Raw genomic sequence first — 14,041 nt, 5'->3', positions numbered from 1 at the left:
GGGTTCGGTCTCCATCGAATCGGACTTGTGTCGGCTATCACAACCGCGTACCGTCGCTTCTACGAGGCAACGCCCCAGCGCAGCACCCGGCTCGACCGGATGGTCAGCGAGGTGGCCCGACACCCGCTCACTTTGACCGCTCCGCCGGAGCGATCGGGGAAGAAGTTCGGTGACTCGGCCCGCGAAAGGCTTCGTCCACGAAACGACAAGCAGCCGGATCGATCCCCTGTACACCCAATCCGCTCCGACGCCCAGGCGACGGAATTCGGGACATTCATTGCGGCAAGTCCCGTTCGAGAAAGGCAGTATCCATGCCCCGTCCGGTCAACTCGATCCCCACGACACCAGGGAAATGGGTGTCGCGCCGAACGGCCTCAGCCCGTCGCCACCCTCTGCGGCGAAGCCTGATCTCGGCGCTCGGCGTGGTCGCGGCTGTAGCGTTGGCGTCCTGCTCCACCGTGCAGGAAACGGCGGCCTCTGCGCCGACCAGGCTCGCGGCGGGGACCGAGCACAGTGAGTGCACACCCGAGGGTGGCGCCGAATACATTTGCGGTGTCAACAATGTTGAGGATTTCGTGCGTCTACCCGGTGACCGGTTGATCGGCAGCGATCTCGCAGCACCAGGAAAGCAGGGTTACCTCTATCTGTTTGGTGTCGATCGTACCGTCCACACGATCTCTGCCGAGGAAATCGGCATCGCACCCGATCCCGCCTACGCCAGGTGTGCAGGCGCCCCCGATTGGACCGTGTTCAGACCACACGGAATGGATATCGCCACCACCACGGGAGATCACGCGACTCTGTATGTGGTCAACCACGGCGGCCGTGAAGCCGTGGAGATCTTCTCGGTCGATCTGTCTGTCGGCGACCCGACGCTGACCTGGACCGGCTGCCTGACCGCGCCCCAGGACGCGTGGCCGGACGACGTGGCCGCACTCCCCGACGGGGGACTGCTGGTCACCAGTCTCTGGGACCCGCGTGACGAGGAAAAATTTCAGAAGGCGGTCGAGGGTGAGCCGAACGGCGAGCTTCTCGAGTGGCACGCCGACAGTGGCTGGACCTCGCTGCCGACGGTGGCGGGCCGGTCCGGACCGAACGGCGTCATCGTCTCTCCGGATGGATCGACGGTGTACCTGGCGGCGTGGTCCGGCAAGCAGTTGTTGACGATCGATCGAACCACGGACGCGGTCGACACCATAAACTTGGACTACACCCCCGACAATCTCACCTGGGCGGCCGATGGCAAGACCATCTTCGTCGGCGGAACCACCGCAAACGTCAAGGACGCACTGGATTGCGATACCTCCCCCAATGTCAACTGCCCGTGGACCGGAGTGCGAGTCGATCGCTTCGACCCGGCCAGCGGCACGATCGACACCCTGATCAATGGAAACGAATTCGGCGAGTTCGGCATGACTACCGGAGCGATCGACCTCGGGGACGAATTGTGGGTGAACAGCTACCACAGTGATCGGGTCGCCGTGTTCCCACTGAACTGACCTACCACCCGAACCCAGCCTGAAGTCGCGGGGCGGTGGTCATCGCGTGCTCCTACTTCGAGTGACTTGTTGCAGCCACCCCAGACCATGCCCGATGAAGCTGCGCCTACCGAATCCGAGCGCACCGGAATCTTCTGTCCCCCCAGCAGCGCCGGGCGCCGGCCGGTAGTCGGGCAGCGAGTGCAGCGCCCGGGGCAAGACGGTGACACGGTCGGCAGTGGTATCGCTCCCCGGCATTCCCGGACCGCAGCAGCGCGGCCATCACCTGGCCCCGGCCGATGTCGGGACGGTCCAGGTACGCTGACAACGGGTGGTTACCGAAGGTCTTCTCCAGGTCGCGGGCATGATTCGACCGCCCAGAAGACCCACATGCACTGCAGGGCAGATTCTTTCGCCTATTTGGACGACCCAGTCGACGTTATGCCGCCAGATGCTGGGGCTAAGGCGGCCGGGAGTTGGTGCCGCGAGTAGAGTGCGAGGCGAGTATCTGGAATCGGTGTGTGTTTCAGCCGGCGCAGCTCCCATTCGTAGCCATCAACCCGATGTACGCTGCCGTTCAGTGACCCCAGAACCGCGGCATGAACGCGGGAGGTCAGGGAGTTTCACCACACCCACGACGACGAATTCACCGATAGAGCTCGTCCAGACAACTGTTCTGCATCGAGAAAGGACCCTGACATGTCGCCCGATCGAGAGCGAGATGCACTTCGACTCATTTTTCCCCAGTGGCAGGCCTGCGGAGCCGATTACGCTGCGGAGTTCACAGCGAACCTGTCACGAGAGTCGGTTCGTCATGGCTACGAGCTCGGCTCCCGACTCTTGAGCGCTGTCTTCCCTGCGACGGACGACGATACGGTGATCGTTCCAGTCGTCGAATACGACACCGGTGTCGATCGCGGCATCGAATCTCGACCGGCCGTTCTGGAAAACCTTCGAACAGCGACGAGGTTGATCGCGGATCGGGACCCGGACCGGATCGTCACCTTCGGCGGCGATTGCTCGGTAAGCGTTCCATCACTGACCTATCTGGCGGCGAAGTACGGTGATGATCTGGCGATCGTCTGGCTGGACTCTCATCCTGATTGCTCGTTGCCCGGCGGGAACTACCAGGGCTATCACGACATGGCACTGGCTCATATCACCGGACACGGCGACGACGAGTTCCTCGCGGAGTTACCGGCGACGGTTTCGCCCGATCGGGTTGTCCTTGCCGGTACTCACTCGTGGAATGATGACGAGTACGAGAACTTCCAGAACTGGGGCATCGCTCATCTGCCACCGGACACCCTTCGGCAGTCCCCACAAAAGGTCATGGAGTGGCTGCACTCGACCGGTTGCCGCAAGGTGGTCCTGCACCTCGACGTCGACAGTGTCGACGCGAACCAATTTCACCTCGGAATGGGCGCCGAGCCCGATGGACTGACGAAGGATCAAGTACAGGCCATCATCTCGGCAGTATCCACGCACCAGAACTTCGACCTAGTGGGCTTCACTCTCGGTGAGTTCATTCCGCGACAGGTTCTGGCAATACAAGAACTCGTCCAGGACGTGCCGTTACTCTAACGCCGATTTTCGCGGAGCGGTGATTGCCTGATAATTGGGTGCCGCGGACCGTGCTCATGGCGTCGCGAGAATTGGGCGGATTTGTGCAGTAGGCGATTCGGTGCGCGGCGATGTGATCACCGCACGAGATGGTGAAGGCCATTCGCTGACTGGTAGGCGGATTCCCGACTGGCATTCCCGCCGTCCGGCCGAAGGCCTTGAGCTTGTTTTTTAACCTGGGCAGGCGGCCCCGACGGGTTTTCTCGCTTTGGTTTCGGCGCGTTTGCCCACGTGGTGATGCGGTGCGCGGTGGGTGTTTTTCGATCCGGGTGGGAGTCCGGGTCCGGGTCGACTGGGTTTCGGTGCACTGGCCGGAACAGGCATCGTCGCGCGGGTGCGCGAAAACCCTCGACGGACCCGTGCCGGCGTCAATCGTGTTGGTGGGACGGGCCGTTCCCACGGGCGGCGGAGGTCCTCGGCCAGAGGACGGGCGAGCCGGAGTTGGGCGTAGGCCACCAGCACGATCCAGGTCCAGCGGTCGGCCGCCTCGGGACTGCGGAGCTTCGGGGCGGTCCACCCCAACGTCTGCTTGAAGAAACGGAAGGTGTGTTCGAGGTCGAAGCGCCGCAGAAACATCTGCCACAATCGGTCGATATCGGCGGTTCCCCCACCAGGATGTGAGTACCAGAGCCACACCGGTTTGGGATGCCGGTCCCCGGGCAGGTGATCGACCGTCAGCCGGATCACCGTGCCTTCGACGATCGGCGGCGGTCCTGGGTGGTCCGCCCACGAGCCACGGTGGACGAGCCTCGGGTGCAACCGATTCCACGACGCAGCGGTGGCTGTGCCATATCGGTCCGTCTCGGTGCTCGAGGTGGTCTCGGGTGCAGGCCACGTAATCGGGTCGGCGAATCGAAACTCGGGGCCGTGCCGGGAGCTGTGCTTCCCGGTACGGCCTCGCGGCGGCGCCGGGAAGCACAGCACCCGGTCCGAACGCATCCGACCCAACACCTGCACCGGGAGATCGGCGAGCACGAACGCCAACCTCGCCAACTCGTATCCGGCGTCGAACACCAGCAGAATGTCCGGGTCGCCGTCGCGGTGGTGCCCGGCCTCGCGCAACCGCGTGTTCACTTCACGCACCTGGGTCGCCGTCACATCGGTTTCGTCATCGTCGGGACGCAAGCGGACCGCGTCGAGCACCGACGTCCACGAGGTACGCCCGGTCTCGAGTGCGGCGACGAACGAGTACGGCCACCCCGGGATCAGCTGCGCCTGATTCTTCCCGCGGCCGTAGACGTGGCAGAACCCGCGCTGCGGACTGGTCGATGCGTCCGGGCGCAACCAGGCACTGATGTCGACGGCCAACACGATCCGGCCGCCGCGATCACGCAGGATTGTCAGCCCGCCGAGGGCGCGGCGCAGCCGAGTGAGATCTATTCGGCCGCAGTTGATTGCGTCGTACAAGGCGCCGTGACCGCGCCGATGCTCGGCGGCCAGTGACAACTCGACCAGGGTGCGAACCGCGGTGCCGGAACACAGCAGCGCATCGGTCAACTCGAACAATGCATCACCTCGGGCCGGCAGACACCGGTAGAACTCTTCGCGGAACGACACCAGGTCGACACGCGGATCGGGGACCGATTCTTCCCCGACCGCCCACCGATCGGGCACACTGATACTCACGGCCACCGCCTGTTTTCGTCTCGAAAGTTCTGTGGAAGGAACCTCAAGATGATCAGGCGGTGGTCGCCTCATGCCGCGGCGACACGCCGAACAACACCAGCACCAACTGCCCCACGCGATGGCCGAGGTCAAACGACAAGCTGAGAGAGTGTTTTGAAAGTGTTCGATCGGGGCGTGGCGGACGGGCCGGTGGCGGCATGATGGGTTTGTGGTTGCTCGCAGGAAACGTCGCAAGCCGACGCCGTATCCGTCCGATCTGACCGACGCCCCATGGGAGTTGATCGCACCGATGGTGCCCACGGCGCTGCCGGGTGGTCCACGATCGTCGGCGGATCGTGGAGGCGATCCTCTATGTCAACCGCACCGGTTGCTCATGGCGGCAGCTCCCGCACGACTTCCCGCCCTGGCAGACCGTTTTCGGGTACTTCCAGCGATGGAACGAGTCCGGGGTGACCGACCGCATCCACGACGCGCTGCGGGCGAAGGTCCGTGACCGTAGCGGCCGGGATCCGATGGCGTCGGCGGGGATGGTCGACGCGGAGGCGGTCGAGGGCGCCGACACGGTGGGCTCGGACACCCGCGGGTGGGACGGCGGGAAACGGGTCAACGGCAGGAAGCGACACGTGGTCACGGACTCGCCGGGCCTGTTGGTGGTCGCGGCTGGTGACCGCGGCGAGCGTGCAAGACCGCGACGGCGGGCGCCTGGCGTTGTCCCGGGGGAAGACCGTGATGCCGTCGATGGTGTTGGTGTGGGTGGGCGGCGTCTATGCCGGACGTCTCGTCGGGTGGGTCGCGGAGCATTGCCGGATGACGCTCGATGTCGTGGGGAAACCCAAGGGGTAGATCGGATTCAGTGTGCTGCCGCACCGTTGGCTGATCGAACGGACTTTGGCGTGGATCGTGTGTTGTCGTCGACTTGACCACGACTACGAATGTCTCGCGGCGCACTCGGAGGCGATGATCACATGGGCAATGATCGGGTTGATGACCCGACGACTGGCCCCCGCACGCGGACGACGCCCATGGCAGTCGACCCGCGGCGTGACACTTTCAAAACACATTCTGAGCTACATCGGCTACCCCGTCGGGTCGTTGCTATCAGCCCCCTCCTCGCATACCTGGAGAGAAAGTATCTTCTGGTCGGATCGATCGCAGTCCTGGCAGTCTTCGGTTTATGTTTCGCTACCTCGACCAACAGCACGCTGATCGTGTTGTTCGGGTTCCTCACGACAGTCACAGGCCAGATCTACTCAAACACTTTCCACATCTATCAAGCAGAAATCTTCCCCACGCCAATCCGCGTCATAGCGGTGGGCTGGACGTACTCGCTGTCCCGACTCTCGTCAGCGGCGATGCCGTTCCTGCTTATCCCGGTGCTTGAGAATCACGGTGCAGGCCCCATGCTCGTCATCATCGGAATCGCCTTGGCGACAGTCATCCTGAATTCATTTGGATTCCTGCGGAACCAAGACCGGGGTCGCTATCTCGTCCGAGCACCCGGCCAGCACCTCGCCCCCTTCAGGACGAGGTCAGTACTTGGCGAAGGCGCAGTACCCGGTATCTGCGCCACTCGACCCTTTGGTGATAGCCCTCGAGGTTCTGGACGGGTCCCGACTCGCAGAGTTGGACGACAGGGGACTCCGCTCGGATTCCATGGAACCCGGTACTGCCTTGGTCAAGAAACCCATGTCTGATCGGTGTGCCGCTCGGCGAGGTCCGGGATGTGCAGGGAACCCGTCGGGTCAGGTGCTGGTGCGCACTGTGAGTTCGGGGGTCAGTTGGAGGGATTCGACGTCTTCGCCGTTGAGGATGGCCATCAACATCTCGAAGCTTTGGCGTCCGATGTGGTGCATGGGGGAGCGTGCGGTGGTGAGTCCGACGCTTTCGGCGAGGGGGGTGTCGTTGAACCCGGCCAGTGCGATGTCGTCCGGGACCGTCAGGCCTGCCCGGATGCTTCGGCGAGGATCTCGGCGGCTGCAGTGTTGCCTGCGGCAGCGTCGAAGCCACTCGGGACGAGGTGGGCCGGGTCGACGTGGAAGCCGTGCTGCTCGCGTGTTTCGAGGAAGCCGGCGCAGCGGTCGATGGAGGTCGAAACGTGGGGATCGCCGGCGATGAGGCCGAGGGTTGTTCGGCCTGATGCGATGAGATGCTCGGCGATCATCCGGCCGCCGGCACGGTCGTCGCACGTCACCGACCGATGTCCGGGGGAGCGACGGCTCACGAAGGTGGATGCGATGCAGCCAGCTGGGACGAGCATCGCTCGGGTCGAGTGTGCTCCCGCACGGGACTGCCTGTCCGGGTGGCGCCTGTCTGAACGACGGCGTTTCGTCGACGGTGTGGCGCGCCGCTTCTAGTACTACAGTCGCGTTTAGGGCAGGTGTCCTCGGGCTCGGTAATGGCATTGTCGGGCTCGGTGTTGATGGCGGCGGCGCCAGTGGGAGCGTGCGAGGACGTGGTCGGGATCGGGTAGATACGTCCAGATCAGGTGGCAGAGCAGCCGTCGGATCTCCGGCACACTCAGTGCGATCAACTCGCTGTCGTCGCCGGGTTCTCGGGCCCCCTTTTTGACCGAGTGACGGTGAGGAAGGTGTGCGCGAGCATCGAGAGGGTGATGTGCCGGTACCAGCCCGCGTACTGCCGAACCTGGTAGTGGTCGAGGCCCGTCTGGCCCTTCGCGGTCTGGAAGGTCCTCTATCGCCCACCGTGTTCCGGCGACGGTGACCAATTCGGTCAAGGTGGTGCGCGCCGGGCAGTGGCACAGGTAGTACGCCAGATCCTCCGGGTCGGTGCGACTGCGACGGGCCAGGAGCCAGTACACCCTCGTCGGCCAGTTCACCCCGCGCACCGGCGTGCGCGCCCAGTCGTAGAGCCGGGCACCTTTGCTGCCGTGACCGGCCGAGCGGGTCCGCCACGCCTGGGCAGGCACCGCCGCGATCGCCTCGTCGACCCGGAGCTCGGCGCCGTCGACGGTGATGACGCGTTGGTTCACCGAAGTAGCCAGCACGTAAGACAATCCGAGTTCCTCGCAACGGGCACGGAGCCGGTGCACCTGCCCATATACGGCATCTCCGGTGACCCATCGTGCCGGCACGCCGGCGCCGACGGCGCGGTCGAGCATCGCGATCGCCAGCTCGGGTTTGGTCGCGAACTCGCGCTCGGCGGGGACCCCGGCCTGCGCGCACCGGTCCCGGTCGTCGGTCCAGGCTTTGGGCAGGTACAACTCTCGGTCGATCAGCGTTCGACCCGCCGCAGTGGCATAGGTCAAGAACACCCCGATCTGGCAGTTCTCGACCCGGCCCGCGGTCCCCGAGTGCTGGCGGGCCACCCCGGCCGAGCGGGTGCCCTTCTTCAAGAACCCGGTCTCGTCGAGAATCAACACACCGGACGGATCCGCGAGGTGCCCGACCGCGTAAATCGCGGACATCGTCGCGGACCGCGTCGGGATCCCAGTCCGCCGTCGAGAGCAGTCGCTGCATCCCGTCCGGCAACCGATCACCCGCGCGCTCGGACAGGGTCCACGAATTCTTCCGCTCCTCGCCCGAGAGCAACCCCTGCACATATTCCACCGCGTGCTTGCGGGGCTCGGACCTGGCGAAACGATGCCCGATCAAGGCATCGATCTCCGCCAGCCCCTCCGCCCACACCCGCACCTGCGCCACGCACACATCATCGCCCACACACGGACCATGCATCCTGCGACTCTCGGAACCTGCGCCGACACACCGACAAGATCAAAATAAACGCGACTGTAGTACTAGCCTCGGGCTTTCACGCTGGTCATGCCCCGGCCGCGTGTTGATCATGAAGAAAGGTGCTCTGAACTGCAAGAATATGGCTTGCTGAGGGCCGATATTCACTTCGTTCGAGGAGCACCTTTCTGGTGGGCAAGTCTACTTCGTGGTACCCGTCGCTGTCCGTTGACCCTGCCGGAACCGGTGTCGTGTCGCACGCCGGGGCGGTGTTGTTGCTACGCACCGCAGAGAAAACTGGTCTGACGACCGCGTTATCGAGCGCGCTCGAGCCGTGGCGTAAACCGACGACCTCCCATGATCCGGGCAAGATCATCGCCGATCTGACGATGGCACTCGCCCTGGGCGGCGACTGCCTGGCCGATATCGCGCTGCTACGTGAAGAACCCGCAGTCTTCGGCCGGGTGGCGTCCGACCCCACCGTCTCGAGACTGATTGCCGCATTGGCCGCTGACGCTCCGAAAGCGTTGGCGGCAATCAACTCCGCGCGTTCGACAGCCCGACGGATCGCCTGGAACGCCGCCCGTGAACAGGCTCCCGACCATGAGATCGACGCCGGACATCCGCTGATCATCGACCTCGACGCCACCCTGGTCACCGCCCACTCGGAAAAGGAAAAGGCTGCCGCCACCTACAAGAGAGGGTTCGGTTTCCACCCGCTGTGCGCGTTCGTGGACCACGGACCGGACGGCACGGGAGAGCCGTTGGCAATGATGCTGCGACCAGGCAACGCCGGCTCCAACACCGCCGCAGACCACATCGAACTGATACGGCAAGCATTGCGGCAGTTGCCGTTCACCGCCAAAGGCGGACGGATCGGCCGCAAGGTACTGATCCGCACCGACGCGGCCGGCGGCACCCATGCCCTCATCGACTACCTGACCACACAGAAGTTGTCGTACTCGATCGGATTCGGTCTGACCGACACCATTGTCACCGCCATCGACGCCCTTTCCGAACAGGCTTGGATCCCCGCCTACAACGCCGACGGGCAACCCCGCGACGGCGCCTGGGTGACGGAGGTAACCAGTCTGCTCGAGCTTCCCGGTTGGCCCGACGGGATGCGGGTCATCGTCCGCAAAGAACGCCCAGTGCGCCGTGAGGCGCTGTTGATTCGAATGGAGGTGAAAGACCTGCATCGCCGATCCTGTCGCAGCAGGACGGTGGAGCTGAGGGCAGCCTGATCCGGGTGGTGCCGGGGAGGGCGGGAAGCAGCCCTGACAAAGCCGGGACGTGTCAGCACTGCCAGATGGTGCGGGTCCGGCGAGCGGGACGGAAAGGAGTACGAGAGGAACCGGCGTTTACGTCTCTTCATCTTGCACCGGCTCGAATCTGGCGGATCTGGGCCGGCAGCGGTGCGCACCCACCGACTCGTCGGTGGGGAACTCCTGGGTCGGATAGGTCGGCTGGCCGGGAGACCACGGTGAAATTGCTGCGGGGTAGCCGTGGTGAGGCCGCAGGGACAGAGTCGGGCTCCTCCTCCGTCGAGCGAACAACAGTGAACACGGGAACCATCTCGGTCTTACCGACCTACGGGCATCCGGTCCGTGGGGACGGTTGGGCGCACCGACCGCCGATCAGGTCGGGATGGGGCGGAGCCGTCGTAGTACTCCGAGCCGGGGAAAGCCCGGCACATGGGGAAGGGCGGCAGCGGTATCGAGAAGGGAAGGAGACTGTAATGCCGAAAGACGCGGCGGTGAACATCGTCGCCCCGGACATCGCGGACCCACCGGGCCCACGTGCTCGGGTATCGGGGATGCAGGCCAAGCTTCACCATTGGGCGGCGGCCGATTCCGGCCGCAGGTTCGATGACCTGTTCAATTTCGTGCACGATCCGGCCACATTGCGTGTGGCGTTCGAACGGGTTGCGGGCAATACCGGCGCGAAGACTCCCGGCGTCGACGGTATGACCGTCGCCGACGTGGAGGCGAGTGTGGGGATGTCCGGATTCCTGGACGATCTGCGGACTCAGTTGAAGGACGGCTCGTTTCGTCCGCTTCCGGTGCGGGAACGTAAGATCCCCAAACCGGGCGGCAGCGGGAAGGTCCGGAAGCTGGGGATTCCGACGGTTGCGGATCGGGTCGTTCAGGCGGCGCTGAAGCTGGTGCTGGAACCGATCTTCGAGGCCGACTTCCTGCCGGTCTCCTATGGGTTTCGGCCGAGGCGGCGGGCGCACGACGCAGTCGCGGAGATTCAGTATTTCGGCACCAAGGGTTATCGCTGGGTGCTGGATGCCGACATCGAAGCGTGTTTCGATTCGATCGAGCACACGGCCCTGATGGGCCGGGTGCGAGAACGGATCAAGGACAAGCGCGTGTTGCTGCTGGTCAAGTCGTTCCTCAAGGCCGGAGTGATGAGTGAAACCGGCCATCACGAGGACAATCCGACCGGCACGCCGCAAGGGGGCATCTTGTCGCCGCTGTTGGCCAACATCGCCCTGAGCGTGCTCGATGAGCACGTTCACGGGCCGTGGCAACCGGGCGGCGTTATGAGCACCCCGACAGGTCGCGCTCTCCGTCGTAGGAGAGGCCTGCCGAACTGGCGAATCGTGCGCTACGCGGACGATTTCGTCGTGCTCGTGTTCGGTAGCTGCGACGATGTGAACGACTTGCGCGAAGAGATCGCTGATGTGATCGCGCCGTTGGGGCTTCGGTTCTCCGAATCCAAGACCCGAGTGGTGCACATGGGCGAGGGGTTCGACTTTCTCGGGTTCCGCCTCCAGTGGAAACGCAAGAAAGGGACGGACAAGTGGTACGTCTACGTGTTCATCGCCGACCGGCCCCTCCGGTCGCTGAAGGACAAGATTCGTGCCGTGACGAGCAGGCTGTCGCAGCAGCCACCCAGGGACGTGCTGATCCGGCTCAACCGGATCATGCGCGGCTGGTCCAATTACTTTCGGTACGCGGTAGCCAAGAGTGTCCTGCAATCCCTCGCCATCTTCGTGTGGCACAGGATTGCTCGCTGGTGGATACGGCTGCATCGGTGGAGTTGGACAGATCTTCGACGGCACCTCATCGGCCCTCACGGGACGTGGAAGATGCCGTCGGCGGACGGGGTCGAACTGTTCAATCTCGGCCGGGTACCGACTGCACGATATCGGTACCGCGGCAGTAAGATCCCGAATCCCTGGGCAGTGGCTAACCACGCTTGATGGCAGAGACCGTGGAGAGCCCGGTGCGTGGAAACGCGCACGCCGGGTTCGGCGAGCGGCTCGCAGAGACGGGCCGGTGGTGACACCGGTACCGCGCTGCGGGCCGACTCAACCACCCCGGCGCGCAACTGCGCTTCACCGACCGTGACGGGCTGCGGCTGACCGCGTTCGTCACCAACACCGAAGGTGGACAATTGCCCGATCTGGAACTGCGGCACCGGCGCCGGGCACGCTGCGAAGACCGGATCCGCATCCTGAAAGACACCGGCCTCGAGAACCTTCCGCTGCACGGCTTCGATCAGAATCGGATCTGGCTCGCCCTCGTCGCCCTCGCCGTCGAGGTCACCGCATGGATGCAGATGCTCGCGCTCACCGACGACCCAGCCAGCCGGTGGGAGCCGAAACGGCTACGACTGCGCCTGTTCGCGATCGCCGGGCGCATCGCCCGTCACGCACGAAAAGTGCATCTGCGGCTATCCGCCCACGCACCCTGGATCGACTTGCTGATCACCGCATTGGCCCGTCTCAACGCAATCCCCGACCCTCTCTGACCAGTACCAATCAGACTGCCGAAACGAAAGGAAATCAACTTTCGGGGCCCTGGACCCCGACGACCACCCGACCGCGTCGGGCGACCGCGCGTTGCCGAGCACCGAATCCACGCCCGAAACACCCAACCCGAAACTAATCAGAGCGACACGTCAGACGCATGCAAGATCGAGGCTAGCTACGGGCGCGCCAGCGAATCCAGGATTCCTTCGTATAGACCGCGTAGATGCTTACGCATTGCCTCGCGTGCGCCTTTGGGATCGCGTAGGCGTAGCGCTGCGGTAATTGTGGTGTGATCGTCGGTTATGCGGCCGCTCGTTGCCAATCCTGAGCCGACCAGATTGAGCCGTTGACTGTCACTGAAGATCATCTCGAGTGCAGAGAGGAGTCGGGGACTGCCGGCGGCTTCGGCGATTTTCCTGTGGAATTCGTACGATTGCTCATCGAAGGCCAGGCCCGATCCCGCGCCGCTGGCTGAATGCGCCTCGCCCAGGGCTTCTAGCTGTGCCAGCGCTTCGTCGGACATTCGAGTGGCGGCTCGTTCGGCCGCCTCAGTCTCAATGAGCTCCCGCACGAAATAGATATCGAGCGCATCTTCAAGTGACAGGGGGCGTACGACGTGTCCTCGGTATGGAAGCACGGTGAGGACGCCAGCCCGCTCGAGTGCGCCCAGAGCTTCTCGTACTGGGGTTCGAGAAACCCCGTACTTCTCAGCAAGCTGACCAGTGTTGATGACGTCGTTCGGGGCTAGCTCGCCCGAATGGATTGAGGCCAGTATCTGTTGACGAACCATCTCGGACAGCGGTGTATCACGAGTGGTCCGTGTACTGCGGCCGTCCACCGCGCCGCTGGCGGTACGTCGCCTTTGCGTGCTGCGTGTTGATGAACTGGGGCTTTCGGCTGTCACGGGTCCCTCCTTGAGGGGTATATGTTACAGAAATTTTAGATCAGGTGGGGCTGCAGGGAACGGCGGCCCCGGCGTGCGAAGGCATTGACATTTCAGTAACATGTTGCGAGTATACATATGTTGATTGTGACGTGCCGCACGCCGTAGACCATGCATTTCGGCACGCGACGCCTGACTATTCGTGACGTGTTGGCCGGCGACATCCAGCAACTGCATGGCGCCGCCTTTGATTTGGGCTGCGCGGGGGCATCGCCGACGAAACGCTGCGAGAGGCGGCTTGCCATCCATCGAGCCGCGATGCGGCATCGAAACTCGATCAACCAACTTCACAAAAGCCAATGTCGAGGAGAGCAATGTCCAACCCTTCGTTGAAAATCAGGAAAGTCTGGAGCCAGGTAGAGGAGATCCGCACTGTGGCCGGAAGCGCCGATGGCGATAGCCCGCTGCGCAAGGTGGCGGTATGCGCGATCGTCAGCAATCCGTGCGCGGGACTCGGCTACGTCGAGGACCTCTCGCCGATCATTGACGAATCGTCCGAGATCGCGACCTACCTCGGAGTCGAGGCGGCGCGTCTGCTCGGGGAGCCTGTTGAAAGCTATGGCAAGGGAGGGATTGCCGGATACGCTGGCGAACAGGAGCACATTAACGCTGCACTCACCTCTGTATTCGGCGATGCGTTCCGCAACGCGATCGGCGGCGGGGCGGCCTGGATCACCTCAGTGACCAAGGTCGGGGGCCCAGGGAGTGCAATCGACGTCCCGCTCGCCTACAAAGACGACGTCTGGGTGCGGAGCCACTATGACGCCCTCACGATCACCATCCCAGACGGGCCTCTGCCTGACGAACTTGCGATCATCGCCGTCGTTGCGAACAGGGGTCGGATCAACGCCCGTGTCGGGGGCATGTCGGTCGCGGAGGCACGAGAGAAGGCAGTTCTGTGAGCACGAGTTTGGTAATC

Annotated in this window: 9 protein-coding genes and 4 pseudogenes; 8 read left to right on the top strand and 5 right to left on the bottom strand. The window is 63.8% G+C overall.

Translation table 11 applies throughout. The features are described from left to right. Positions 1 to 311: 311 nt before the first annotated feature. Positions 312 to 1,499, top strand: a complete 1,188-nt coding sequence (locus ACFU5V_RS40310; protein ID WP_378706657.1) for a YncE family protein — start codon at positions 312 to 314, stop codon at positions 1,497 to 1,499. Between the two features lie 678 nt (positions 1,500 to 2,177). After that, entirely contained in the window at positions 2,178 to 3,062 is an 885-nt protein-coding gene (locus ACFU5V_RS40305) for an arginase family protein (protein ID WP_378706655.1), read from the top strand. Between the two features lie 210 nt (positions 3,063 to 3,272). Here ACFU5V_RS40305 and ACFU5V_RS40300 read toward each other — a convergent pair whose 3' ends face one another. Then, entirely contained in the window at positions 3,273 to 4,727 is a 1,455-nt protein-coding gene (locus ACFU5V_RS40300; RefSeq protein WP_378706653.1) for an NF041680 family putative transposase, read from the bottom strand. Positions 4,728 to 5,038: 311 nt separating this feature from the next. Between ACFU5V_RS40300 and ACFU5V_RS40295 the strand changes: the two are divergent. Both ACFU5V_RS40295 and ACFU5V_RS40290 read left to right on the top strand, forming a co-directional pair. Beyond that, a pseudogene (locus tag ACFU5V_RS40295) lies at positions 5,039 to 5,182 on the top strand (transposase); the annotation flags it as partial. Between the two features lie 208 nt (positions 5,183 to 5,390). Next, positions 5,391 to 5,570 carry a hypothetical protein gene (locus ACFU5V_RS40290; RefSeq protein ID WP_378706665.1) on the top strand — a complete coding sequence of 60 codons (180 nt, stop codon included), beginning with the start codon at positions 5,391 to 5,393 and terminating at the stop codon, positions 5,568 to 5,570. Between the two features lie 899 nt (positions 5,571 to 6,469). Here ACFU5V_RS40290 and ACFU5V_RS40285 read toward each other — a convergent pair. The 3 genes and pseudogenes from ACFU5V_RS40285 to ACFU5V_RS40275 form a co-directional block, all read right to left on the bottom strand. Then, positions 6,470 to 6,643 (bottom strand): hypothetical protein, encoded by a 174-nt coding sequence (locus tag ACFU5V_RS40285; RefSeq protein ID WP_378706661.1) that lies wholly within the window; start codon positions 6,641 to 6,643, stop codon positions 6,470 to 6,472. A 20-nt stretch (positions 6,644 to 6,663) separates the two neighbouring features. Beyond that, a complete protein-coding gene (locus tag ACFU5V_RS40280) occupies positions 6,664 to 6,948 on the bottom strand; it encodes a hypothetical protein (RefSeq protein WP_378706663.1) in 285 nt (94 codons plus the stop codon). Between the two features lie 305 nt (positions 6,949 to 7,253). Next, a pseudogene (locus tag ACFU5V_RS40275) lies at positions 7,254 to 8,419 on the bottom strand (IS701 family transposase). Positions 8,420 to 8,607: 188 nt separating this feature from the next. On the opposite strand from ACFU5V_RS40275, the pseudogene ACFU5V_RS40270 reads away from it, so the two are divergent. The 3 genes and pseudogenes from ACFU5V_RS40270 to ACFU5V_RS40260 form a co-directional block, all read left to right on the top strand. Continuing rightward, positions 8,608 to 9,567, top strand: a pseudogene (locus ACFU5V_RS40270) (IS1380 family transposase); the annotation flags it as partial. 665 nt (positions 9,568 to 10,232) lie between these two features. After that, positions 10,233 to 11,627, top strand: a complete 1,395-nt coding sequence (ltrA, locus tag ACFU5V_RS40265) for a group II intron reverse transcriptase/maturase (RefSeq protein ID WP_378706659.1) — start codon at positions 10,233 to 10,235, stop codon at positions 11,625 to 11,627. 113 nt (positions 11,628 to 11,740) lie between these two features. Then, positions 11,741 to 12,178 (top strand): annotated as a pseudogene (locus ACFU5V_RS40260) (transposase); the annotation flags it as partial. A gap of 176 nt (positions 12,179 to 12,354) precedes the next feature. On the opposite strand, the gene ACFU5V_RS40255 reads toward ACFU5V_RS40260, so the two are convergent. After that, entirely contained in the window at positions 12,355 to 13,083 is a 729-nt protein-coding gene (locus tag ACFU5V_RS40255) for a GntR family transcriptional regulator (RefSeq protein ID WP_378706651.1), read from the bottom strand. 353 nt (positions 13,084 to 13,436) lie between these two features. On the opposite strand from ACFU5V_RS40255, the gene ACFU5V_RS40250 reads away from it, so the two are divergent. Continuing rightward, complete coding sequence (locus tag ACFU5V_RS40250; protein ID WP_378706649.1) at positions 13,437 to 14,024, top strand: amino acid synthesis family protein; 588 nt, start codon at positions 13,437 to 13,439, stop codon at positions 14,022 to 14,024. Positions 14,025 to 14,041: the final 17 nt, after the last annotated feature.

The sequence above is a fragment of the Rhodococcus sp. NPDC057529 genome, assembly GCF_042802055.1.
Lineage (GTDB): Bacteria > Actinomycetota > Actinomycetes > Mycobacteriales > Mycobacteriaceae > Rhodococcus_F.
This window is presented reverse-complemented; position numbering and strand designations above follow the sequence as displayed.

Bases quoted from the DNA above. Each gene is read 5' to 3' on its own strand.
- ACFU5V_RS40310 (WP_378706657.1), top strand. From the start codon at position 312: ATGCCCCGTCCGGTCAACTCGATCCCCACGACACCAGGGAAATGGGTG.
- ACFU5V_RS40305 (WP_378706655.1), top strand. From the start codon at position 2,178: ATGTCGCCCGATCGAGAGCGAGATGCACTTCGACTCATTTTTCCCCAG.
- ltrA (WP_378706659.1), top strand. From the start codon at position 10,233: ATGCAGGCCAAGCTTCACCATTGGGCGGCGGCCGATTCCGGCCGCAGG.
- ACFU5V_RS40250 (WP_378706649.1), top strand. From the start codon at position 13,437: ATGTCCAACCCTTCGTTGAAAATCAGGAAAGTCTGGAGCCAGGTAGAG.